Genomic DNA, 22,621 nt, shown 5'->3' on the forward strand with positions numbered 1-22,621 from the left:
GGAGGCGATCAGCGGGGAGGTGATCGGTCGGGAGGTCATCAGGAGGTGATGGGCAGGGACGGCCCGTTGGACCCCGGTGGTCCGAGGGGAGGGCCGACGGCCCGTAGCGCGCCGGGGGTGCGGCCTCGTCCCCAGCCGATGTGCCGGCGGTAACTGCCGAGCAGGCCGGTACGGTCCAGGTGCTCCTCGTCGCGGGCGGTGGAGTCGTCGGGCAGCGGGCGGGTCAGGGGTGCGACGTAGAGCGCGTCGGCCGGGCAGTTCGCCTCGCACTGGAAGCAGGTCTGGCAGTCGTCGCGGCGGGCGAGCACGGGGATGCCGTCCTCGCCGCGGTCGAAGACGTTGGTCGGGCAGACCTTGATGCACTTGTCGCAGGTGATGCAGCGTTCCGCCGAGACCAGCTCGATCATGAGGCCACCTCCAGTGGTGCAGCCGGTGCCGTCGATGCGGTGGACGCGGTCGTCAGGGGCTCGGCGCGGGTCCACACCCGGTCGAGACCACCGGTGACGATGCGGTGGTGCTGCGTGGGGTCCTGGGCCGGGAAGTCGAGCCGCTTGGCCATGCCTCGGGTCTCCGTGCGCGCCAGCGCAGAGGCGTACATCCAGCGGGCATGCGCCGCCATCGCCGCCGCCTGCCGGGCCCGTACGGTGTCTCCGCCGTCGGCGTGCAGGGAGGCGCGCGTCTCCTCCCACACGCTGTCGAGCACCTCCAGCGAGGTGGTGAGCCGGTCGCCGTGGCGCAGGTAGTTCTTCTCGTACGGCAGCACTTCGCCCTGGACCGCGGTGATGACGTCCCGGAAGCCGTTGGCGGGGCCCGGGGTGCCGGTGGGCCGGAGCCCGGCTCCGCCCGCGGCCGCCAGGCGCCTCGTACCGGCGAGGACGCCGAGTGAGCGGGCGTGGCGGGCCGCACCCCGGCCGGCCCAGGTGCCGGAGGAGATGGCCCAGGCGGCGTTGTGGCTCCCGCCGCCGGTGAAACCGCCGCAGATCAGCTCACGGGTCGCCGCGTCCCCGGCCGCATACAGCCCGGGGACGGTGGTGGAGCAGTCGCCGCCGGTGATGCGGATGCCGCCAGTGCCGCGCACGGTGCCCTCGGCGAGGAGCGTGACGGCGAAGTGCTGGGTGAAGGGGTCGATGCCGAGCCGGTCGAAGGTGAGGAAGAAGTTGGGCTGGGCCAGCCGCATCGCCGTGCGGGCCGCCGCGTCCGCCCGGTCGAGGCGGCAGTACACCTTCTCGCTGAGCAGCGCACGCGCGATCACGGACCGGCCGCCCTGGCTGGCAGCTCCCTCCAGGACCGTGCCGTCTTCGTGGTAGAAGGTCGCGAAGGAGTAGAACGCCGTCTTGGTGACGGAGGTGCCCTCGGGTGCGATGCCGTACGCGTTGGAGAACTCCATCCCGGACAGCTCCGCGCCCGCCTCGGCGGCGAACAGGGCGCCGTCCCCGGTGTTGACGTTGCAGCCGAGCGCGCCACTGAGGAAGGCGCAGCCGCCGGTGGCCAGGACGACCGCCCCGGCGCGCACCCGGTAGGGCTGACCGGCCTGGCGTCGATGGCCCCTGGCTCCGGCGACCGCTCCAGAGGGGTCGGTGAACAGTTCGGTGACCGGGCTGTGGTCGAGGATGCGGGCCCCGGCCCGCTGGACACGGATGCGCATCCTGCGCATGTACTCCGGTCCCTGCAGTCCGTTCCTGAGCTGCTTTCCGTCCGGCCCGGTGGGGAAGGGGTAGCGTCCGGCCGCTGCCAGCTCGTTCATGCCCGCGTACGTCTGGACCAGCACCCGGGTCATCCAGCGCCGGTCGGCCAGGAATCCGCCCAGTGCCTCCCGGCTCGCCATGGCCGCCTCCCGCGCGGCGGGCTCCGGGGGGACGTACCAGACGCCGGTTCCGGCGGAGGCGGTGGCACCGCTGGTGCCGCAGTAGCCCTTGTCGGCGAGGACGACGTCCGCTCCGTCCTGGGCCGCTTTGAGCGCGGCCCAGGTGGCTGCGGGGCCGCCGCCGACCACCAGAACGTCCGTGGTGAGGTCGAGTCCGGTCATGCGGGCCGTCCTTGTGCTGCGGGCGTCACGGTGGTCGCGGTCAGCCGGTTGGCGGGGCGGGCCAGGCCGTAGTGCTCGCGCAGGGTGCGGCCGGTGTACTCGGTGCGGAAGAGGCCGCGCCGCTGCAGGATCGGCACGACGTGGTCGACGAAGTCCGCGAGGCCGCCCGGCAGATGGGGCGGCATGATGTTGAAGCCGTCGGCGGCACCCTGGGTGAACCACTCCTGCAGCTGGTCGGCTATCTGCTCGGGGGTGCCGGCGAACACCCGGTGACCGCGGCCGGCGCCGAGCCGGGCGATGAGCTCGCGCAGGGTGAGGCCGTCGCGGCGGGCGAGTTCGGCGACGAGCGTGAAGCGGCTCTTGTTGCCGTTGATGTCCCGCTCCTCGGGCAGCTCGGGCAGCGGTCCGTCCAGCGGCAGCCCCGTCAGGTCGGTGCCGAGCATCCCGGACAGCTGGGCGAGCCCGTACTCGGGCACCTGGAGGTCCGTCAGCTCCTGTTCCAGCGCGCGGGCTTCCGCCGCCGTCGAGCCGATGACGGGGGCGATGCCGGGAAGCACCAGCAACTGGTCCTCGGTACGGCCGTGGCGGGCGAGCCGCGACTTGAGGTCCTTGTAGAAGGCTTGGCCGTCGGCGAGGGTCTGCTGGGCGGTGAAGACGGCCTCGGCGTACTGGGCGGCGAACTCCTTGCCGTCCTCCGACGAACCGGCCTGCACCAGCAGCGGGTAGCCCTGCGGGGTGCGCGGCACGTTCAGCGGGCCCTGCACCCCGAAATACTCCCCGCGGTGGTTGATCTCCCGCACCTTGTCGGTGTCGGCGTAGACACCCCGCTCCCGGTCGAGCAGGATCGCGTCGTCCTCCCAGCTGTCCCACAGCTTGGTGGCGACCTCGACGAACTCCCGCGCCCGCTCGTAGCGCAGCCGGTGTTCCAGGTGCTCGTCCTGCCCGAAGTTGCGGGCCTCGTTCACGGTGCCGGAGGTGACGATGTTCCATCCGGCCCGGCCCTCGCTGATGTGGTCCAGGGAGGCGAACTTGCGGGCGGTGTGGAAGGGCTCGTTGAAGGTGGTGGAGACGGTGGCGATCAGGCCGACGTGCTCGGTGACCGCCGCCAGGGCGGACAGCAGGGTGAGCGGTTCGAAGCCGCCGAGCGCGTTGTGCCGGACCTTCCCCCACAGGGCGAGGCCGTCGGCGAGGAAGACGGAGTCGAGCAGGCCGCGCTCGGCGGTCTGCGCGAGCTGCTGGAAATAGCGGAGATCGGTGACCCGTTCGGGCTGGGTACGCGGGTGGCGCCAGGCGGCGTCGTGGTGGCCGGTGTTCATCAGGAAGGCGTTGAGATGCAGGTGTCGGCGGGTGGTCGCGGTCATGGGGTTCCTCGGATCGTGGGCCGTGAGACGCAGCGGGAAGGAGACCGGGGCGGGAGACGAGCGGGACGGCGCGGCGGGACCGGGTGGCAGTGAGACGAGCGGGCGGCCGGGTCAGACGTCGGCCGGGTCAGGCGTCGGCCGGTACACGCCAGGAGCTGAGCCGTCGCTCCACGGCCACCAGGAACTGGTTGAAGATCACCCCGATGGCGGAGATCGTGATGATGCCCGCGTACATCTGCGGGATCGCGAAGTTGAACTGGGAGGCGTTGATCAGATAGCCGAGGCCCGCCCTGGCACCGATCATCTCGGCGGCGACCAGCACCAGGATCGACGCAGCTCCGGCCAGCCGAACGCCGGTGAACATCACCGGCACCGAGGCCGGCAGGATGACCTTCTGGAACAGCCTGGGCGCGGACAGATCCATCGACTTCGCCAGCTTCAGCAAGGTCGGGTCGACGTTGCGGACCGCGCTGATGGTGTTGAGCAGGACCGGCCAGGTGCACGCGTACACCACGATGGAGATCTTCGAGGTCTCGCCGATGCCCAGCAGCAGGACGAACACCGGCAGCAGGGCCAGGGCGGCGGTGTTGCGGAACACCTCCAGCAGCGGACCGAGAAGGTCGGCGACCGGCCGGTACCAGCCGATCAGCAGGCCGAGCGGCACGGCGACGGCCACGGCGAGACCGAATCCGCTGAACGAGCGCACGAGGCTGGCGCGGGTGTTGTCGGCGAGCTGACCGTCGGCGGCCAGTCCCCACCAGGCGTGGGCGACCTCGCTGAACGGAGGCAGGAAGGTCCGGTCGACCATACCCAGTCGCGGTGCGGTCTCCCACAGCAGCAGCAGAGCCACGATCGCGACGGACCTGGTCGCCCCCTTGACCAGCAGGTGAGGCAGTCGGCGGACCGCCCGGCGGAACCGGGTCGCCCTGGAGCGGACCTGACGCACGCTCGACGGCGATGCGTCACGGGGCGCGGACACAGCGGATGTAGCAGACAGTGTGGATGCAGCGGACACTGTGGATGCGGCGGGGGAAACGGTCGGGACGGGCTCGGCGGTGCTCGCCGAGCCCGGCGCCGTGGCCTTCTCGGTTGCCGTGCCGGTTGTGGGGCTCATACGGAAGCCTCCTCCTTCTCCAACTGCTGGGCCCTTGCCACCTCGTCGTGCAGCAGTGACCAGATCTCGTGCCGGTAGCGGGCGAACTCGGGACTGGAGCGGAGGTCGTCCGTCGCCGTACGGGAGCCGAAGGCGACCGGCACGATCTGCTTGATGCGGCCGGGCCTCGATGTCATGACGGCGACGCGCTGTCCCAGGTAGACGGCCTCGTCGATGCCGTGCGTGATGAAGACGACGGTCTTGCCGGTGCGCTGCCAGATGCGCAGCAGTTCGTCCTGCAGTGACTCCCGGGTCTGAGCGTCCAGCGCGGCGAACGGCTCGTCCATCAGGAGTACATCGGGGTCGTAGGCGAGGCTGCGGGCGATCGCCACCCGCTGCCGCATCCCGCCGGACAGCTCATGCGGATGGCGGTCCTCGAACCCGGTCAAGCCGACCAGATCCAGGAACTCGCGGGCGCGTGTGGCCCGTTGGCGCCGTGGGACGCCGGTGGCCTCCAGGCCGAACTCGACATTGCCCTGTGCCGTGCGCCACGGCAGCAGCGCGTACTGCTGGAACACGATGCCCCTGTCCAGGCCCGGGCCGCTGACGGGCTGACCGTCCAGCAGGATCCGTCCGCCGGTGGGTTGTGCGAGGCCGCCGAGCAGTTCCAGAAGCGTGGACTTTCCGCAGCCGCTGGGACCGACCAGGACGACGAACTCGCCGGCCGCTATCTCCAGATCGATGCCGTCGAGGGCGGTGAAACGGGTGGTCAGCCGATCCCCCCTGCGGTCCCTGACGGTGAAGTCCTTCCGTACGCCCGCAAAAACGATCTTGGTCGTCGTGGATCGCGTGGTGGATTCCGGCATGGGATCAGCTCCCGCTCTTGGTGGCAGAGGAGGACTTCTGGTTGCCGTTGAACTCATTGGTGTAGAGGTTCGACAACGTGACCTGGCCCTTCTTGATGTCACCGCGGTCGGTCAGCCAGTCGATCCACAGCTGGAGTTCCTTGCCGGTGATCAGGCCAGCCTTCTCGGCGACGCCGTAGGAGCGCCAGTACTTCAGGGGTGCGGTCTCCTCGTTGCGGCCGCGCTTCCTCACGATGTCCGTCATCCGGGCGATGACCTCTTCGTGCGGAGCGGAACGGGACCACTCGATGGCCCGCCCCACGGCGGTGACGAAGGTCCGGGCGGTGCCGGGGTTCTGCTTCAGGAAGCGGTCCGTCATCACGTAGGTGCCTGCGCTGAATGCGCCGAGCAGTTGATAGTCGGTGAACAGCGGGCGGATGCCCCCGGCTGCCAGTGCCTTGTCGCGCAGAATGCCGCCGAGCACGGCCACGTCGATCTGCCTCTGCCGCAGCGTCTGTTCGGTGTTGACCGGTGGAACCACGAGGGGTTCGACTTTGCCGATCTCCGCCCGGGACAGGCCGCCTCGCTGCAGATAGATGTCGAGCATGGCCTCGGCGTGGGCCCCCAGGGTGTTCATCCCGACCTTCTTGCCGAGCACGTCCCGGGCCGAGCGGATCGGGCTGTCCTTGAGGACGTAGAAGCCGTTGTAGGCGTACTTGTCGGATCCGTAGTAGCTGATGACGGCCTTGATGGGGGCGTGGTTCGCGGCCAGTTTGACAACCGCGCCGTTGAACGCGCCGCCGAAGTCGACCTGCCCCGTGGCCGCGGACTGGATGTCCTGCGGACCGCTGATGGTGTTGCCGACCCACTTCAGCTTCACGTCCTCCAGATAGCCGAGATCCTCGGCCAGCTCCGGCAAGGTCACCTGACCCGCCCAGCCCTGATACCGGAGCGTCTTGGTCTGGCCCTTGCCGGAGGCGGCTCCGGCGGTCGTGCCGCAGCTCACGGCCACCGCAGAAAGACCGAGCAGGGAGAGGAACTGGCGTCGGGTCGATGCCGTAGTGGCCATGGAAAGTCCTGTTCACGCGAATGGGGACTGAGGCGGAATCGATGGCATGAGGAAGCCATGACCGAGAGGGGTGCTCGGCAATTGGGCGCAAGCAAGGCGGACAGCGAAAGGGCAAAGAGATCCGCGAGGAATGCCTGCGAGGAATGCCTGCGAGGAATCAGTCGCCTACGCCGAAAACGGTCGTGGTGGCCGACTGTGAAAACGGAGCGGGAGAGCGGCGCCCGTCAGCGCGTTGAGCGGCCGACGGCACAGATGGCGCTGGCCTGACGTCGCAGATCGACGTGCAGGCGCGCGGCGAGGTTCTCGGACTTGCTCACAGCCAAGAGAGTTGCAGCGGGATCCGGCCAAGTCAATGTCGCCTGCGCGGGCGTCTCGTATTCTGAACCGCCCGACATGTGGGCGAAGTGCGGCGTTCACAATTGTCTGGACGCCGAGTTGCGCGGTGAAATGACGATCATGCCGAGTCCGCCGGGGAAAGGCCCGGCGGACTCGCAAGGTCAGACGGGCATGACGAACGGCGGGTGCGCTCCGTTGAGGAAATAGTCCCCGACATCGCGGAGCCGGTGGGCGACGGGCTCGTACAAGGTGTGGGTCCGGGCATTGCGCCAGAAGCGGTCGAAGCCGAGCCGCGAGGAAGCGGAGCGGACACCGATGATGTCGAGGGCGCGGGCGGTCGACTCCTGTGCAGCCCTGGAGGCGGCGGCTTCGGCCATGGCCACGAGGACGGAGATCTCCGCGTACTCGTCGTAGGTGAGGTCTTCGCCGCGTACAAGGCCGCCGTGCACGCCCTCCTGCGCTTGATCGGTGAGCGCGGACGCGGCGCGGGTGAGGACGGTGAGTTCTCCGTAGGCGGACAGCATCTGCGGGTCCTGGGGGGAGCCGACCGGCCAGTCCGGGTGCCAGGGTGAGTGGCTCGCCCTGCTGTATTCACGGGCCTCGGAGAGCACTCCCTCGGCCATGCCGAGACGGAGCTGGACGGAGAGGAGACGCCCGACCGGCGATGCCAGAGCGGCCAGGGGCGACAGGACATCCTCGTCCGCGGACAGGGAGCCGAGTACGTCGTCGCCCGCGACCGGTACACCGTCGAACTCCACGCTCCCGCCGGCCGCGAGCCGCTGGCCGAAAGTGTCGGCGTCGCCGTCGATCCCCACCCCGTGATGGGCGGGATCGACGACGACGGCGAGTGGTTCGCCGGTGTCGGCTCGTACGGCCCGCACGGCGAGGCGGTCGGCGACCAAGACCCCGGTTGTGTAGCTCTGCCGACCGTCGAGCACGAAGCCGACGGCTGTCCTGGCCAGCGTCAGAGGCGGTTCCTGGCGGGCGAGACCACCACCCCAGAACCACTGCTCCGCCGCGGACTGCCGCTCGACCTGAGTGGCGAGAGAGGGCTCGGCGAAGAGCCGGGCGCTCCACGACAGGAAGTAGTGAGAGCCCAGGAGTTGACCGATCGCACCGTCGGCGGCGGCGATCTCCCGGACGACCGCGTAGGCCGTGGGCCAGTCCGCGCCGCCTCCCCCGAGCCCGGCCGGTACGAGAAGAGTCAGCAGTCCCGACTCACGCAGCCGGGACGCCTCGTCGAACGGGGCCTTGCCTGCCTGCTCCCTGGCCACCGCGTCCGTAGCCAGGTCGTCCGCCGCCTCTCGGGCCACGCGCAGCCAGTGCGCACGGTCGGGCCCGCTCCGGTCGGAATCCGAGGCGGGGCCGGACGGCGCAGTGGCAACGCCCATAGTGGTGAACTCCTCAAAGTCAGCGGCAGAGTGCGGTGTTGGGGCTCGATTGCTGGTCGGGCACGTACTTGTAGCCCACGCGTCGTACAGTGACGATCCGGTGCCGGTGCGCCGTGCCGAGCTTGCGGCGTAGGCGCGCGATGTGGACGTCCACGGTGCGGCCGTCGCCGATGTGGTCGTAGCCCCAGATGCCGGCCATCAGCTGCTCGCGCGAATGCACCTGGTGGGGTTGCTGCACGAGATGGGCCAGTAGCCCGAACTCCAGGTAGGTGAGGTCGAGTTCGCGCCCGTCCAACTCTGCTGCACGTCGCGCGGGATCGATGTGGATGACACCACCTCCCGTCTGCTGCGCGGGAGGTGAGTCCGTGAGGGCGACCGGCCGGATCTCCGGTCGTGCCACGTCCTTGGCGAAGAGCTGGGCGGGGTCGGTTCCTTCGGGGACGAGCACGAGGTAGCCGACGAGGGGTGCGGAACCGTTTCCCCCGTCGCCTTCCTGAGCGGTGTCGCCCACGAGGCGGAGATGGCGCAGGTCGGGAAGGGGCGAGTCCGATGGAGTGGCCTGGGCCGGAAGTGCCGTGGTCATGGCGGTCGTCCTTCAAGGGATACGTCGGGCCGTCAGGCGCTGCGGGTGGGTGCGCGCCCGATGACCTGGGATGAGGGAGAAGGAGCGGAACGGCACGCGCGACGTGTGACCGCGTGCCTCACACGCGACAGCAGGCGGCGCTGACGACGTGACCAAAGTCGACATGCCGACGACGGACGAGTCGCTGCTGCGTGTGGGCCATGTGCATCATCCTGCGCACCCGTTGGGCGGGCCGTCAACGCTTTCCTAGTAAATCGATAGGAAATGTAGGGAACGCAACACCGTGGGCGGGCTCACCGGCCACCGTCGGCCGTCGGGCGCGGTCGCCCTGGCCAGCGCTGAGATCACCCCACCCATGCCCAGCCAACGCAACAACCGTCCCACCGGTAGGACAACCTCTAGGCTGCTGCGATGACTGAGAAGCGGGGACAGGTGCAGCCTTCCGGAGTGTGGGCCACAGCGGTCGGGGTGGCCCGGGTGCGGGCCATGGAGACCCAGCGGGAGCACGCGTTGTTCCGCGACCCGCTGGCGCTGGCCTTCGCCACCGCCGGAGGGCTCGGGCCGGACTCGGCCCTGCCGCCGCGCGGTGACGAGGCCTCCCGGCAGCGCTGGCTGGGCGTGGCGTACTCCATCGTCATCAGGACGAAGTTCCTCGACGATCTGCTGGAACAGGCCTCTGCGGCCGGTGTCCGGCAGGTCGTGCTGCTCGGTGCGGGCATGGACAGCCGGGCCTTCCGGATGGACTGGCCCGAGGGCACCCGGTTGTTCGAGGTCGACACCGCCGAACCGCTGGGCTTCAAGGCCTCGGTGCTGCGCCAGGAGCGGGCCGTCGCCCGCTGCACCCGGATCACCGTCCCGGTGGATCTGCGCGAGGACTGGCCCGGGGCGTTGGCCGCGGCCGGGCACGACCCCGCGAAGCCGACCGTGTGGATCGCCGAAGGGCTGCTGATCTACCTGCCCGAGGATGCCGTGGAACTGCTGCTGGCCCGGATCGGCGCCGTCTCCGCACCGGGCAGCCGGATGGGTCTGACCCTGGGCTCGCGCGGGGTGATCGAGCGCTTCGCCGCGGACGCCGGACCGGGATCGGCGGCCTCCATGTGGGTCTGGGAGATGCCCGAGGACCCGGTCGGCTGGCTGGCCGGGCACGGCTGGGACGCCGAGGGATACACCCTGCGCGAGCGCGGCGCCGCCTACGGCCGTCCGATACCCACCCCGCCACAGCGGGAAGAACAGCCCGGCGGCCTGATCTCGGCCGTCCGCCGGCCGACCGGCCACCGGTGAACCCATCCGGCCGGCGCCACGGCGCGCCGGCCGGATCGGTGGACTGCCGGGTCAGCCGGCCGCGGCCTGGATCGCGTTGACGAATGATGAGGCGCGGCGTCACAGGCTCTGAGAGGGCTGGCTTCCGGTACCGGCTTCGGAAGCCGTTGGCGTACCGATCGGGCGTAGGCCGCCGGCGACGTGACCACGGCGGTCGGGCTGCCGTCCAGCGCAAGGCCCTCTCGCCCAACGACTTCACCGATCTCACCGAGGCCACTGAGCGGCTCCGAGCCTCCGAAGACCGCTACGACGCCACGCCACAGCCGTTCCAGTGCAGGTTCACTACCTCCGACCTGGACGATCTTCCGGTCAGGCTCGACCGGCACACCGCCGATCGCCACGAAGATCCTCTGTCGCACCGGCAGCGTGAACAGCCCCCGAAGGACTTACGGCACCGACGACTCAGCCGTTGATGTCGAGCGCTGTCCCGTACAGCCGAGATACCTTCAGCCGGATGACCACGCGGCGCTCGGCGACCAACTGCTCCAGGAACGCGTCTTCATCCTGCGGCTTCGCGGCCTCCGGAATCATCGCGAGCAGCTCTCGTCCGATCGCGTCCCCCGGCGTGGTCGTGATCTCGGAGACCTCGGCCTCGCCCTCGGCCACGGCGAACGACCACACGTCGCCGCCCGAAACATGCACGGCCGCGCGCGGGTCACGCCGGAGTTGCCTGACCTTGACGCGGTCGGCAGTGGTGGAGAACCGCACGGTGCGCTCTTCGGCGTCCCAGCTGTAGAGCATGGTGGTCAGATGAGGATGGCCACTGCGCTTATTGGTGGCGAGGGTGCCGAACTGCTGAGTGCTCAGCAGTTCGGAGAGTGCATCGTCGGACAGGGGCCGGGGTGCTGGACCTTGAGTCATGACGTGCTCAACTCCCGCGTGCACAGGGGGATTCCACGCCACCCAGAAGTCCGGCCACCAACGTCCGCAACAGACCTAGTCGCCGAGGATCCGCTCCCACAGCAGCCCGTCCCGCCAGTGCCCGTCGAGAAGGATCGAGGAGTGCGCGACGCCGTACGCGCTGAACCCGTTGCGGCGCAGCACCCGCTGCGACGGCAGATTCTCCAGGTTGGTGGACGCCTCGGCGCGGTGCAATCCGAGTTCATCCGTCATCACCCGGAGTACGAGCCCGACGGCGCGCCCGGCGTGCCCTTGATTCTGGGCGACACTGGCGATCCAGTATCCGACGGAGCCGCGTCGCAGGTGCGGCTGCGGCAGGATCCCTCCGACGGTGACCTGCCCGATCACCTGGTCGTCGGCGAGTACCACGCCCGGCCAGACCGTGCCGGCCCGGTATCCGGCCAGCAGCTTGTCGATCCGCTCCGCCTGGCCCTCCAGGGTGAAGAACTCGGCCGGTTGAGCCGGTTCCCACCGCCGAAAAGCCTCGACGTCCCGCACCCGATGCGCGGCGATCGGGGCGGCGTCGGTCGGCTCGATCAAGCGGATCCTGGTGCTGCTGTGCACGCGCTGGTCCCCGTCACGGTTGTCGGATGAGACGGCCAGCCTATGCAACGGTCCTCGTGCCGCCGATCCCTACGCCCGCCGGTGGATCGAGTCCATCGCAGAGCCGGTGTTCCCGCCGAACAAATCAGAGGGCATCGACGCCACTCACCTTCCAGCCGTCGGAGGTGCGCGTGAGCGTCAGTCGCACCCGGTTCAGGTCCAGCCGGGGCTCCGGGACCTGGGTGCTCTGGGTGACCTGGTTGACGAAGAGCAGGACGACGGCCTTGTCCGGTGTGGCCGACACGACGGACGCAGCGGGGGTGCCGCCGTCGGCGGGTGTGGCCACGGTGGCCTTCACCACGCCGTGGTACGTCGTCGCGGTCGGCGCGACCACCGTCTTCGTCGTCCTGCCGTACTGGTCGCGGAAGTGCCCGGTCAGCAGGGCGCGGGCCCGGGTGAAGTCCCGGTCGAGGTGCCGGTAGTCGTACGACAGCACGACCGGCGCCGCCTCCCGCGCGGCCGCGAGGGCTTCGCCCCGGGCCTGCTCGGCCTGCCGCCCCTGTCGGTACTGCCACCCGAGGACAGCTGCCAGGGCCAGGGCCGCCACGAGGACGAGGACCGGCACCGCGGTGAGCACGCTCCGTCCGCCCCTGCGCGAGGGCGCGCTCTCCTCCGGCTCATCCTCGAAGTGCTCGTGCTCGTGCTCGTGCTCGTGTTCGTGTTCGTGTTCGTGTTCGTGCGCGCGATCGTGCGCGGGCTCCGGCGGGTCCTCCCAGCCGCCCGCCGGGGGCTCGACGAGCAGGGTGCGCCCGGGGACGGCTTGCGCTTCCTGTCGGGCGGCGCGCTTGGCCGCCGCGCGGGCGGCCGCGGTCATGGTGCGGCGGCCCGGGGAGCCGGTGCCGCGGGTGCGGGAGGTCGGGTTCGCCACGGTGTCTCTCCTCATTGACGGCCTCACAGTCGGGTCAGTCGGGTCAGCCCACGAACGTGACATCGGAGGTCAGCCAGCGGCCGGCCACGCGCACGAGGTCGAGCTGGAGCCGGTAGGTGCGCGCCTGGCCCTCGGGCGCCGCGGTGTTGGTCACCTTGCTGTCGGCCACGACCAGGACCCGGGCCGAGCGCGTGTCGGACCGCACGATGCCCGCTTCCAGGACCTGTCCCTCGGACACCGACCTGTTCTGGGCGACGAGCTTCGTCAGCTGCGCGGTCTGGGCGGCGAACTGCTTCTTGAAGTCGCCGGTGGCGCCCTCCAGCACGGTGCGGCTGTCCCGGTCGTAGTGCCGGTAGTCGAGCGAGGTGAAGTTCAGCGCCGACTGGCGGGCCGCCGCCAGGATGTCCTGACGGCGCTGCTGCGCCGCGCGCTGGTCGGCCAGCTTCAGTCCCAGCCAGACACACAGCACGGTCGTCAGCACGGTCGCGGCGACGAGCCCCGCCGACAGCAGCCTCGCCCGGCCCCCCGTCATGCCATCGGTCCCACGAGCAGCCATTGCCACGACTCCTTTCCGAACACGGTCTGTTCGCCGCCCGTCGAGCCGATCTCGACGGGCGTTCCGTCCGGGCCGGTCACGGTGCCGGTCTCCGGGTCGTACGGGGCCACGAACGCGGCCTGGTCGGCGCTGTACCGGCCGCCGGCCGGGCCGGGGGCGTTCTGGGCACCGCGCACCGAGGTCGTGCTGCCGCGCGGTGCCGTGCAGCGCGCGCCGGTGTTCGCCGGGCGTGTGCTGGTGTCGGCGGGGTCGCGCCGCTGGGTGCCGTAGCCTTGGGTGCACGCGGGCGGGTCGTCGGCGTTCACGGTCAGCCCGAAGTGGGTGGTGCCGTCGCCGGGGATGACCGTGTAGCTGCCCGCGACCGTGAGCGGGAGCGTGACCAGGGCCTGTTGGACGCCGGGCAGCCGGGCCAGGGTGATCTGGCCGCCGCTGATGAGGTTGGCCAGCAGGACCGGTATGTGCGGCCGGGTGGACTTCAGCAGGGAGTCCAACTGCTGGGCGGCGGGCGCGGTGTTGCCGATCAGCTTGCGCAGGTCGCCGTCGCTCGACTTCAGCTGCTCGGTGAGCGTGGCCAGGTCGCGGGAGAACGACTTGATGGCCGAGCCCTGGTCGGCCTGTGTCTTGAGCACCTTCCGCGAGTCCTCGATCAGCGAGACCGTCTGGGGGAGCGACGCGGATGCCGATTCCACCAGCGCGTTGCCGGAGTCCACCAGCCGGCTCAGGTTCGGTCCGGTGCCGGTGAAGGCCTTGCCCAACTCGTCCACGGTGACCCGCAGATCGTCCTTGCCGACCGAGTTCACCAGCCGGTCGAGGCTGAGGACCAGGTCGGTGACCGGCAGCGGGGTCCGGGTGCGGCTGCGCGGGATCGGGCTGCCGTCCATGAGGTACGGCCCGCCCGACCGCCGCGGCTGGAGGTCGACGTACTGCTCGCCCACCGCCGAACGGTCGGCGACGACCGCGAGCGTGTCAGCCGGGATCCTCGGGGCGCCGTCCTCGATCTTCAGCGCCACCGAGACCCCGGACCCGGTCAGCCGCAGATCGCCCACGCGGCCCACCGGCACGCCCCGGTAGGTGACCTCGGCGCCGGGGAAGACGCCTCCGGACTCGGCGAAGTCGGCGCGCACGGTGTACCCGCGGTGCAGGACGTCGTCCACGAGGCCCGTGTACCGGGCGCCGACGTACGACACCCCGAGGGCGGTGACGGTCGCGAAGGCGAGCAGCTGGGCCCTGACCGTACGTGTGATCACGGCATGATCCCCTTCAGCATCAGCTCGGCGAGGCCGAGATCGATCCCGGGCGGGAGACGACGCGCGCCGTCCCCGTTGCCGTAGGCCGCGGTGCACACGGGCGGGCACAGCAGGGTGCTGCCGTCGGAGGGCGTCGAGGGCACGGCGGGTGCGGAGGGCACGGGGGGCACGGTCGGGGTGCCCGGCAGGGACGGGACGGACGGGAGAGGGGCGGGAGTGGGCAGGCCGGGAAGGGGCGGGGTCGCCGGGGCCGGGGACTTCCCGGCCGTGCCCCCGTTGCCCGGCTTGCCGGTGACGTTGCCGTACAGGCCCGCCAGGTCGAGGTCGGCGGTGATCTTCAGGTTGACGTAGTCGCCCTTGACGGCGTCTGTCACGTTGCGCGGGAACGGGTAAGTGGTGAGTATTTCAAGGGAGTTGGGCAGGTTGTCGCCCGCCTGGTTCAGCTCTTGCAGGATGGGCTGGAGCTTCTTCAGGTTGGCGACGGTGTCGTCGTGGGAGGCGTTTACCACCCTGGTGCCGGTCTTGCCGAGTGTGGACAGGGCGGTGAGCATCCTCGTCAGGTCCTTGCGCTGGTCGGCGAGGGCCTTCAGCGCGGGCGGCATGGTGTCGACGGCCAGGGCGATCGTCTGCTTCTCGTTCTTCAGCCGCTTCGCCAGCCGGTCGACGCCCTTGAGGGCGCGCACGATCTCCGCCCGCTGGCCGTCGAGGCCGCCGAGGAACGTGTCGAGCTGCTTCAGCAGGGACCTGACCCGGTCCTCGCGCCCGCTGAGGGCCTTGTTCAACTCGACGGTGATCGTCTTCAGCTGGGCCACCCCGCCGCCGTTGAGCAGCGCGGACAGGGCCGACAGCACCTCCTCGACCTCCGGGTTGCGGCCGCTGCGGGACAGCGGGACGATGTCGCCGTCGTGGAGCCGTCCGACGGGGGCGGTGCCGGCCGGCGCGGACAGGGCGACGTACTTCTCGCCGAGCATGCTCGTCTGCCTCAGGTCGGCGACCGCGTTGCCGGGCAGCTTCACCGAGTCGGCGATGCGCAGCCGTACCCGCGCGTGCCAGCCGTCCAGTTCCACCTTCTCGACCGTGCCCACGGTGACGTCGTCGACCTTGACCGCCGACTGCGGCACCAGGTCCAGGACGTCCCGGAACTCGACGGTGACGTGGTAGGCGTGGCCGTCCGAGGCGGCGCCGCCGGGGAGCGGGATGTCGTACCAGCCGTTGAACTCGCAGCCGGTCAGCAGCAGCGAGCCGGTCGCCGTCCAGGCGGCCACCCGCCCCAGGCGCTTCACGCTCATGCCGGTGCCCCCAGGATTCCGCCGAGGGTCTTGTCGACCGTGCCCGTCGACGCCGGGGCCGACGGCACCTCGGGCAGGGAGTCGAAGAGCTTCCTCAGCCCGGCGCAGTTGTCGTGGTCGTCACCGGTCGTCTTCAGGATCGAGCAGAGCAGCGATGCCGGATCCTGCGGGGTTTGCGCGTTGTTGCGGGTGTCGAGGGTGCCGGCGGCGGGGTTGTAGGCGTTCTGCAGGTTCGACAGGCCCGTGGGGGCGACGGTCAACAGCTCCTGAAGTGCGGCTCGTTGGGTGACGAGGATCTGGGTGACCTTGGCCAGGCCCTGCACGTCCGTGGTCAGTGCCTTCTTGTTGCCCTTCACGAAGTCGGCCACGTCACCGAGTGCGGCGGCCAGGTACTTCAGCGCGGCGGCGAGATCCGTGCGCTCGCCGGCCAGCTGTCCGGCCACGTCGGCGAGGTCGGTGTCGAACGACCGCACACTGCTGTCGTCCGCCGCCAGCGCGGCCGTGAACACCTGGAGGTTCCGTACGGTCCCGAACAGGTCGCCGCGCCCGTCGGACAGCGTGGTGACCGCCTGGGACAGGTCGTCCACCGTCTGGTGGAGGTTCTGGCCCTGCCCCCGGAGGTTGTCCGCGCTCACCCCGAGCAGCCGGGACAGTGAGCCCTGCTTGTTGGCGCCGTTCGGGCCGAGCGCCTCGGCGGTGGTGTGCAGGCTGTCGAAGATCCGGTCCAGCTCGACGGGGACGGCCGTACGGGACTCGGGGATGACGTCTCCGTCGCGCATGACCGCGCCCTTGCGGTACACCGGCAGCAGCTGCACGTAACGGTCGCTGACCACCGAGGAGTTGACGATGGCGGCCTGTGCGCCGGCGGGGACCTTGCGCCCTCGGTCGTACTCCAGCTCCACCCGGACCCGGTTGCCCTCCGGCGTGATCTTCCCGACCTCGCCGATGCGGACGCCGAGGACGCGGACGTCGGAGCCGGGGTAGATGCCGACGGTGCGCGGGAAGTACGCCGTGACGCGGACGGGGCCGGGGCCCGGCCAGAGGACGACGGCGAGGCCTGCGACGATGGCGAGCGCGGTGAACAGGGCCAGGAGTCTGCGGGTCATCGGGTGCCTCCCGTCCGGGGCGTGACCGGGGCGGCGACCAGGTTCTGGACGTAGGAGTCGAACCAGCGGCCGTTTCCGAGGGTGTTGGTGAAGAGCCGCACGTAGGGGGCGAGGAGCTGGACGCTGCGGTCGAGGCTCGCCTGGTTGCGTTCGAGCATCTTCAGGAAGGTGTCGAGGTTCTTCAGTGCGGGCCCGATCTGCTTGCTGTTGTCGTCGACCAGGCCGGACAGCTCGACGCCCAGCAGCGCGGAACTCTTGAGCAGCGTGTGGATCGCCGCGCGCCGGTTGTCGATCTCCTTGAACAGCGCGTCACCGTCCTTCACCAGCGCGGAGAAGTCCTTCGTGTGACCGGCCAGCACCTTGGTGACCCCGTTCGCATGGTCGAGGAGCCCGCGCAGCGCCTGGTCGCGGGAGGCGACGGTCCGGGAGATCCGTGACAGTCCCTTGATCGACGCCCGTACCTCCCCGGGGGAGTCCTGGAAGGTGAGGGAGATGGTGTCCAGCGCCTTCGAGAGCCGGTCCGTGTCGACGGCCTCGGCGGTGGTCGTCAGGTCGCTGAAGGCCTGGACGACGTCGTACGCCGACACGGTCCGGCCGAGCGGGATCCCGCTGCCCGGCTTCAACTGGCCGGGCCCTTTCGGGTACAGGGCCAGGTACTTCGCGCCGAGGATCGTCTTGACGCGGATCGCCGCGCCCGTGTCGGTGCCGAACCCGGGGTGGCCCTTCACCTTGAAGGTGACCTTCACGTGGTCGCCGTCCAGGCCGACGCCCTCGACCTTGCCGACCTTGACCCCGGCGATCCGTACCTCGTCGCCCGGCTTGAGCCCGCCGGCCTCGGAGAAGGCCGCGCTGTACGTGTCGCCGCCGCCGATCAGCGGCAGGCTGTCGGCGTTGAACGCGGCGAACGCGAGCAGCGCGAGGACGGTGAGGCCGACGGCGCCCACGATGACGGGGTTGCGCTCGCGGAAAGGCTTCAGGCGTGGGCGCTTGAGTCGGATCCTGGGCATCTTGGGCGGCAGGACGCGTACCTTGACCAAGGGCTGGGGGCGGGGCCCCCGCTTCGGCAGCAGCCGGGGGAGTCTCGGCAGCTTCGGTGGCAGGACCCGTACCTTCACCAGCGGCTCAGGACGGCGCCTCCGCCTTGGGACACGCAGTCTCATCCGCCACACCTCGCCCGCGCCACGTGCAGGTCCGGGGTGATCACCTGCTTGGTCTTCGGCAGCACGATCCGGCCGTCGAAGTCGCAGAGGTAGAAGTTGAACCAGGATCCGTAGGACGCCGTCCCGGTCAGCGCGTTGAGCTTGTTCGGCAGCCGTTGCAGGACGCCCTCCACGGTGTGCTCGTTCTTGTTCAGTGTTCCGGTGAGCTCGCCGAGCCCGGCGATGTCGTCCTTCAGCGGCGGACGAGCGTCCTTCAGCAGCCCCGACGTGACGTCGGTGAGGTCGCCGATGCTCACCAGCGACTCCCCGATGGGTCTGCGGTCGGCGGCCAGCCCCGAGACCACCCGGCGCAGCTGTGTGAGCAGCTCGGAGAAGCGGGAGCCGCGCTTGTCGAGCGTGTCCAGGACGGTGTTGAGGTTGTCGATCACCGAGCCGATCAGCTGGTCGCGGTCGGCGAGGGTGGTGGTGAGCGAGGCGGTGTGCGCGAGGAGGCTGTTGACCGTGCCGCCCTCGCCCTGGAGGGTCTGGACGATCTCGGTGGCGAGCTGGTTGACGTCGCTCGGGCTGAGCGCGGCGAACAGCGGCTTGAAGCCGTTCAGCAGGGCGTTGAGGTCCAGCGCCGGCTGGGTCCGGGACAGCGGGATGGTGCCGCCCGGCCGCAGCCGGGCGGTGATGTCGCCGGGGCCCTCGGTGAGCGCGATGTACCGCTGCCCCACCAGGTTGCGGTAGCGCACGACCGCGTGGGTCCCTGCGAGCAGCGGCCGGTCCGCGCCGACGGTGAACGTGACCTCCGCCAGGGTCCGGTCCTTGATCCGGATGCCCTCGACCTCTCCCACCCGCACTCCGGCCACGCGGATGTCGTCGCCGGTCTCCAGCCCGGTGACGTCGGTGAACACGGCGTGGTAGGTGTCCGTCGGGGTGAAGGAGATGTTGACGATGGTGGCGGCGAGCAGCGCCGTCGCCGCGATCGTGACCAGCGCGAACAGGCTGAACTTGACCAGCGGGGCGGCGGTCTGCCGGGCTCCTGACCTGTTCATACGACACTCACCGCCGTTCCGCGCGCGAGCGGACCGAACAGCAGGGTCGCGACCGGCGGCACCTGGTCGGCGGGGACGCCCAGGACGGGGGCCACGAGCGAGCCGACGGCCCGCTGCTCGGCCCGGGTGGCGGACACGTTGACACCTCCGGGGAGTGCGCCGGAGGAACCTCCGGCCGACGTACCGTCGTCGAGACGGGGTTTCGGGCCGGGCACCTGAGGATGCGGCAGGCCACGGCAGTTCGGGCCGGACCGCTCGCCGTACACCGGCTCCTCACCGGGCCGGTACGCCCCCTGCGGCCGGACGACTTCGAGAGTGATCCGCATCTCGCCGCCCCGGAACGCGTCCTCCGAGGCCTTCTCCTGCCGGACCAGGCCCTGGAACAGGCATGGGTACTCGGGGGAGTAGCGGGCGAAGAGCTCCAGCGTGGGGCGGGAGACCCGGCCCAGGGTGATCAGCCGGTCGCCGTTCTCGGACAGGAAGCCGTTCGCCGTGTCCGCCACGGAAGCGGTGGAGCGGAGCGCGGCGGCCAGCTGGTCCTTCTTGTCGACGATCGTGCGGCTGGTGGTGACCGTGTTGCGCAGGATCCGCATCAGGTCGGGCGCGGCGTCGCCGTACACCTCGGCGACGTCCGCGAATCGCGAGATGTCCTCCTTGAGGGAGGGCATGTGCGGGTTGAGACGGCGCAGATACCCCTCGACGCGGGTGAGGTTGTCACCGATCCGGTCGCCGCGGCCCTCCAGCGCGGTGGCGAACGCCGAGAGCGTGGCGTCGAGTTCACCCGGCTGGACCGTGCGCAGCAGCGGCAGCAGGTCGTTCAGCAGCTGCTGCACCTCGATGCCGGCCTTCGTGCGGTCCTGGGTGATGACGTCTCCGGCGCGGATGGGCCGAGCCGACGACCGCGCAGAGTGCGGGGGCGGGACCAGGTCGACGTACTTCTCGCCGAACAGCGTCTTGGGCAGCAGGCGGGCATGCACGTCCGAGGGGATGTACGGGACGTACCGGGGATCGAGCGCGATGTCGAGCGTGGCCTTCGTGCCGTCCGCGTGCACCTCGCGCACCTCGCCGACCAGCAGCCCGCGCAGCTTGACGTCCGCGCGCGGATCGAGCTGGTTGCCGAGGGTGCCGGCCTGAAGGGTGATGGGCACGACGGACGTGAACGCCTGCTGGTAGACGGCCACCGCGAGAGACAGCAGCAGCGCGAGCACGGCGAGGAAGGCGATGCCGTACAGCCTGAGTCTCATTCTGTGCATGCGCACCGCTCTCACCCCGCTATCCGTACGGTCGTGGTGGCGCCCCAGATCGCGAGGCTCAGGAAGAAGTCCAGGACGTTGACGGCGACGATCGAGGTCCGCACCGCACGGCCCACCGCGACGCCGACGCCCGCCGGGCCGCCGCTCGCGTGGTAGCCGTAGTAGCAGTGCACCAGGATGATCAGCACGGCGAAGACGATCACCTTGCCGAAGGACCAGAAGACGTCGACGGGCGGCAGGTACTGGTGGAAGTAGTGGTCGTACGTGCCCGTCGACTGCCCGTAGTAGCCGGTGGTGATGGTGCGGGCGGCCAGGTACGAGGAGAGCAGCCCGATCACGTACAGCGGGATCACCGCGGCGAAGCCGGCGATCATCCTCGTCGTCACCAGGAACGGCAGCGACGGGACGCCCATCACCTCCAGCGCGTCGGTCTCCTCACTGATCCGCATCGCACCGAGCTGCGCGGTGAACCCGGCGCCGACCGTCGCGGACAGGGCGAGCCCGGCCACCAGCGGGGCGATCTCCCGGGTGTTGAAGTACGCCGACAGGAACGCCACGAAGTTGGAGGTGCCGAGCTGGTTGAGGGCCGCGTAGCCCTGGAGGCCGACCTCGGTGCCGGTGAAGAAGGACAGGAACGCGATCACGCCGACCGTGCCGCCGACGACGGCGAGTGCGCCGCGCCCGAAGCTCACCTCGGCGAGCAGCCGCAGTACCTCCTTCTTGTAGCGGCGCAGGGTGCGGCCCGTCCATGCCAGGGAGCGTCCGTAGAAGGACAGTTGGGCGCCCAGCTCTTCGAGTGAGCGCAAGGGGCGATCGAGGACTTTTTGAGGTCTCATCGGCTAACCCCTCTGCGGGACGACCTGGAAGTACACCGCGGTCATCACGAAGTTGGTCACGAACAGCAACATGAAGGTGATCACCACGGACTGGTTGACGGCATCGCCCACGCCCTTCGGACCGCCCTGTGCGGTCAGCCCCTTGTACGAGGCGACGATCGCCGCGATGGCCCCGAACACGAGCGCCTTGACCTCTGCCGCCCACAGGTCGGACAGCTGCGCGAGGGTGGTGAAGGACGCCAGGTAGGCGCCGGGCGTGCCGTGCTGGAGGACGACGTTGAAGAAGTAGCCGCCCGCGACACCGACGACCGAAACGAGGCCGTTGAGGAGCACGGCCACGACCATCGACGCCAGCACGCGCGGTACGACGAGCCGGTGGATCGGGTCGATGCCGAGCACCTGCATCGCGTCGATCTCGTCCCGGATCTTGCGCGCCCCGAGGTCCGCACAGATCGCCGTGCCGCCCGCGCCCGCGATGAGCAGCGCGGTGACGATCGGCGAGGCCTCGCGCAGCACCGCGAGCACGGACGCGGCACCGGAGAAGGACTGTGCGCCGAGCTGCCGGGTCAGGCTGCCGATCTGCAGAGCGATGACCGCCCCGAAGGGGATCGAGACCAGTGCCGTCGGCAGGATCGTGACGCTTGCGACGAACCACGCCTGCTGGATGAACTCCCGTGCCTGGAAGGGCCGTCGGGGCAGGGTCCGGACGACGTCCAGGGCCATCGCGAAGAGGTTGCCCGAGTGCCGGAGCGCACCTGTCGGGGAGAGTCTCATGCGCTGCTCACCCCCGTCCCGCGCAGCTCTGCCTCCCGTCTCGCGATCGCCTCCCAGCGGGGCGGGCGGGTGATGCCGGGGCTGGGCAGTAGGCGGGGAGTCAGGTCCCGGACGCGTGGGCCCTCGTCGATCCGGGCCAGCTCCTGCTCGACCTGGGCCGCGTCCTTCTCCTCCGCCATGCCGATCGGCCCCTGCATCCGGCCGTTCAGGAACTGCCGCACGACGGGCTCGTCACTGGTCAGCAGCTCCTCGCGGGGCCCGAACAGCACCAGCTCGCGCCGGAACAGCAGCCCGATGTTGTCCGGGACCTGGCGGGCCGAGGCGATGTCGTGGGTGACGATCAGGAAGGTCGCGTCGATCTGTGCGTTGAGGTCGACGATGAGCTGGTTGAGGTAGGCCACGCGGACCGGGTCCAGGCCCGAGTCCGGCTCGTCGAACAGGATGATCTCCGGGTCGAGGACCAGGGCGCGGGCGAGCCCGGCCCGCTTGCGCATGCCGCCGGAGATCTCGCCGGGCAGCTTCTCCTCGGCGCCGATCAGCCCGACCATGTCCATCTTCTCCAGCACGACGCGCCGGATCTCGCTCTCGGACCTGCGGGTGTGCTCGCGCAATGGGAAGGCGATGTTGTCGTACAGGTTCATCGAGCCGAACAGCGCGCCGTCCTGGAACAGCACGCCGAAAAGCTTCCGCACCTCGTACAGGTCGTGCTCACGGAGCCTGGTGATGTCCCGGCCCTGGATCGTGATGGAGCCGCGCTCCGGCTTCAGCAGCCCCACGAGCGTCTTGAGGAACACCGACTTGCCCGTCCCCGAGGGGCCGAGCATCACCGACACCTCCCCGGCGGGCAGCGTCAGCGAGACGTCCTGCCAGATGACCTGGTGGCCGAAGGACTTGGTCAGCCCTTCCACACAGATCTCGACACCCATCCGGTCCCACCCTTCGCCCGTGGAGCAGCTCCGACATCTGCT

General features: G+C 70.2%; 22 protein-coding genes. 1 reads left to right on the top strand and 21 read right to left on the bottom strand.

From position 1 onward, the window contains the following. Positions 1 to 38: 38 nt before the first annotated feature. The 8 genes from AC4OXY_RS38935 to AC4OXY_RS38970 all read right to left on the bottom strand — a co-directional run bounded on the left by AC4OXY_RS38935 (position 39) and on the right by AC4OXY_RS38970 (position 8,704). Positions 39 to 407 carry a 4Fe-4S dicluster domain-containing protein gene (locus AC4OXY_RS38935; protein WP_362819905.1) on the bottom strand — a complete coding sequence of 123 codons (369 nt, stop codon included), beginning with the start codon at positions 405 to 407 and terminating at the stop codon, positions 39 to 41. Beyond that, a complete protein-coding gene (locus AC4OXY_RS38940; protein ID WP_491992038.1) occupies positions 404 to 2,026 on the bottom strand; it encodes an FAD-dependent oxidoreductase in 1,623 nt (540 codons plus the stop codon). The genes AC4OXY_RS38935 and AC4OXY_RS38940 overlap by 4 nt, the downstream gene beginning before the upstream one ends. Continuing rightward, entirely contained in the window at positions 2,023 to 3,387 is a 1,365-nt protein-coding gene (locus tag AC4OXY_RS38945; protein WP_491992039.1) for an LLM class flavin-dependent oxidoreductase, read from the bottom strand. Before AC4OXY_RS38945 ends, AC4OXY_RS38940 begins: the two co-directional genes overlap by 4 nt. Positions 3,388 to 3,514: 127 nt before the next feature. Continuing rightward, positions 3,515 to 4,501, bottom strand: coding sequence for an ABC transporter permease (locus AC4OXY_RS38950; protein ID WP_491992040.1), 987 nt, complete (start codon positions 4,499 to 4,501; stop codon positions 3,515 to 3,517). Continuing rightward, entirely contained in the window at positions 4,498 to 5,346 is an 849-nt protein-coding gene (locus AC4OXY_RS38955; protein WP_491992041.1) for an ABC transporter ATP-binding protein, read from the bottom strand. Before AC4OXY_RS38955 ends, AC4OXY_RS38950 begins: the two co-directional genes overlap by 4 nt. A 4-nt stretch (positions 5,347 to 5,350) precedes the next feature. After that, a complete protein-coding gene (locus AC4OXY_RS38960; RefSeq protein ID WP_491992042.1) occupies positions 5,351 to 6,394 on the bottom strand; it encodes an ABC transporter substrate-binding protein in 1,044 nt (347 codons plus the stop codon). 497 nt (positions 6,395 to 6,891) lie between these two features. Continuing rightward, positions 6,892 to 8,121 carry an acyl-CoA dehydrogenase family protein gene (locus tag AC4OXY_RS38965; RefSeq protein ID WP_491992043.1) on the bottom strand — a complete coding sequence of 410 codons (1,230 nt, stop codon included), beginning with the start codon at positions 8,119 to 8,121 and terminating at the stop codon, positions 6,892 to 6,894. 19 nt (positions 8,122 to 8,140) lie between these two features. Continuing rightward, complete coding sequence (locus tag AC4OXY_RS38970; RefSeq protein WP_491992044.1) at positions 8,141 to 8,704, bottom strand: winged helix-turn-helix domain-containing protein; 564 nt, start codon at positions 8,702 to 8,704, stop codon at positions 8,141 to 8,143. A gap of 411 nt (positions 8,705 to 9,115) precedes the next feature. Between AC4OXY_RS38970 and AC4OXY_RS38975 the strand changes: the two genes are divergently transcribed. Then, entirely contained in the window at positions 9,116 to 9,985 is an 870-nt protein-coding gene (locus tag AC4OXY_RS38975) for a class I SAM-dependent methyltransferase (protein ID WP_356030723.1), read from the top strand. A gap of 441 nt (positions 9,986 to 10,426) precedes the next feature. On the opposite strand, the gene AC4OXY_RS38980 is transcribed toward AC4OXY_RS38975, so the two are convergent. The 13 genes from AC4OXY_RS38980 to AC4OXY_RS39040 all read right to left on the bottom strand — a co-directional run bounded on the left by AC4OXY_RS38980 (position 10,427) and on the right by AC4OXY_RS39040 (position 22,579). After that, positions 10,427 to 10,885 carry a PPOX class F420-dependent oxidoreductase gene (locus AC4OXY_RS38980; RefSeq protein ID WP_356030725.1) on the bottom strand — a complete coding sequence of 153 codons (459 nt, stop codon included), beginning with the start codon at positions 10,883 to 10,885 and terminating at the stop codon, positions 10,427 to 10,429. Positions 10,886 to 10,960: 75 nt separating this feature from the next. After that, entirely contained in the window at positions 10,961 to 11,488 is a 528-nt protein-coding gene (locus tag AC4OXY_RS38985; protein WP_491992045.1) for a GNAT family N-acetyltransferase, read from the bottom strand. A gap of 124 nt (positions 11,489 to 11,612) precedes the next feature. Then, a complete protein-coding gene (locus tag AC4OXY_RS38990) occupies positions 11,613 to 12,395 on the bottom strand; it encodes an Rv1363c family protein (protein WP_491992046.1) in 783 nt (260 codons plus the stop codon). Between the two features lie 43 nt (positions 12,396 to 12,438). Further along, positions 12,439 to 12,951: an Rv1363c family protein gene (locus tag AC4OXY_RS38995; RefSeq protein ID WP_491992047.1), complete on the bottom strand. Its 513-nt coding sequence runs from the start codon at positions 12,949 to 12,951 to the stop codon at positions 12,439 to 12,441. Next, a complete protein-coding gene (locus AC4OXY_RS39000; RefSeq protein ID WP_491992048.1) occupies positions 12,924 to 14,198 on the bottom strand; it encodes an MCE family protein in 1,275 nt (424 codons plus the stop codon). The genes AC4OXY_RS38995 and AC4OXY_RS39000 overlap by 28 nt, the downstream gene beginning before the upstream one ends. Continuing rightward, on the bottom strand, positions 14,195 to 15,487 hold the full coding sequence (locus tag AC4OXY_RS39005; RefSeq protein ID WP_491992049.1) for an MCE family protein: 1,293 nt from the start codon (positions 15,485 to 15,487) through the stop codon (positions 14,195 to 14,197). The genes AC4OXY_RS39000 and AC4OXY_RS39005 overlap by 4 nt, the downstream gene beginning before the upstream one ends. After that, a complete protein-coding gene (locus AC4OXY_RS39010; protein WP_491992050.1) occupies positions 15,484 to 16,593 on the bottom strand; it encodes an MCE family protein in 1,110 nt (369 codons plus the stop codon). Before AC4OXY_RS39010 ends, AC4OXY_RS39005 begins: the two co-directional genes overlap by 4 nt. Further along, positions 16,590 to 17,600: an MCE family protein gene (locus AC4OXY_RS39015; RefSeq protein WP_491992051.1), complete on the bottom strand. Its 1,011-nt coding sequence runs from the start codon at positions 17,598 to 17,600 to the stop codon at positions 16,590 to 16,592. Before AC4OXY_RS39015 ends, AC4OXY_RS39010 begins: the two co-directional genes overlap by 4 nt. Before the next feature lie 149 nt (positions 17,601 to 17,749). Next, the gene (locus AC4OXY_RS39020) at positions 17,750 to 18,790 is read right to left on the bottom strand and encodes an MCE family protein (protein WP_362819888.1); all 1,041 of its coding nucleotides are present in this window, start codon (positions 18,788 to 18,790) and stop codon (positions 17,750 to 17,752) included. Next, positions 18,787 to 20,043, bottom strand: coding sequence for an MCE family protein (locus AC4OXY_RS39025; RefSeq protein ID WP_362819887.1), 1,257 nt, complete (start codon positions 20,041 to 20,043; stop codon positions 18,787 to 18,789). The genes AC4OXY_RS39020 and AC4OXY_RS39025 overlap by 4 nt, the downstream gene beginning before the upstream one ends. An 11-nt stretch (positions 20,044 to 20,054) precedes the next feature. Further along, on the bottom strand, positions 20,055 to 20,879 hold the full coding sequence (locus AC4OXY_RS39030) for an MlaE family ABC transporter permease (RefSeq protein ID WP_356030737.1): 825 nt from the start codon (positions 20,877 to 20,879) through the stop codon (positions 20,055 to 20,057). Positions 20,880 to 20,882: 3 nt separating this feature from the next. After that, positions 20,883 to 21,653: an MlaE family ABC transporter permease gene (locus tag AC4OXY_RS39035; protein WP_356030739.1), complete on the bottom strand. Its 771-nt coding sequence runs from the start codon at positions 21,651 to 21,653 to the stop codon at positions 20,883 to 20,885. Continuing rightward, a complete protein-coding gene (locus tag AC4OXY_RS39040; RefSeq protein ID WP_491992052.1) occupies positions 21,650 to 22,579 on the bottom strand; it encodes an ABC transporter ATP-binding protein in 930 nt (309 codons plus the stop codon). The genes AC4OXY_RS39035 and AC4OXY_RS39040 overlap by 4 nt, the downstream gene beginning before the upstream one ends. Positions 22,580 to 22,621 lie beyond the last annotated feature (42 nt).

The organism is Streptomyces sp. HUAS MG56 (assembly GCF_058673395.1).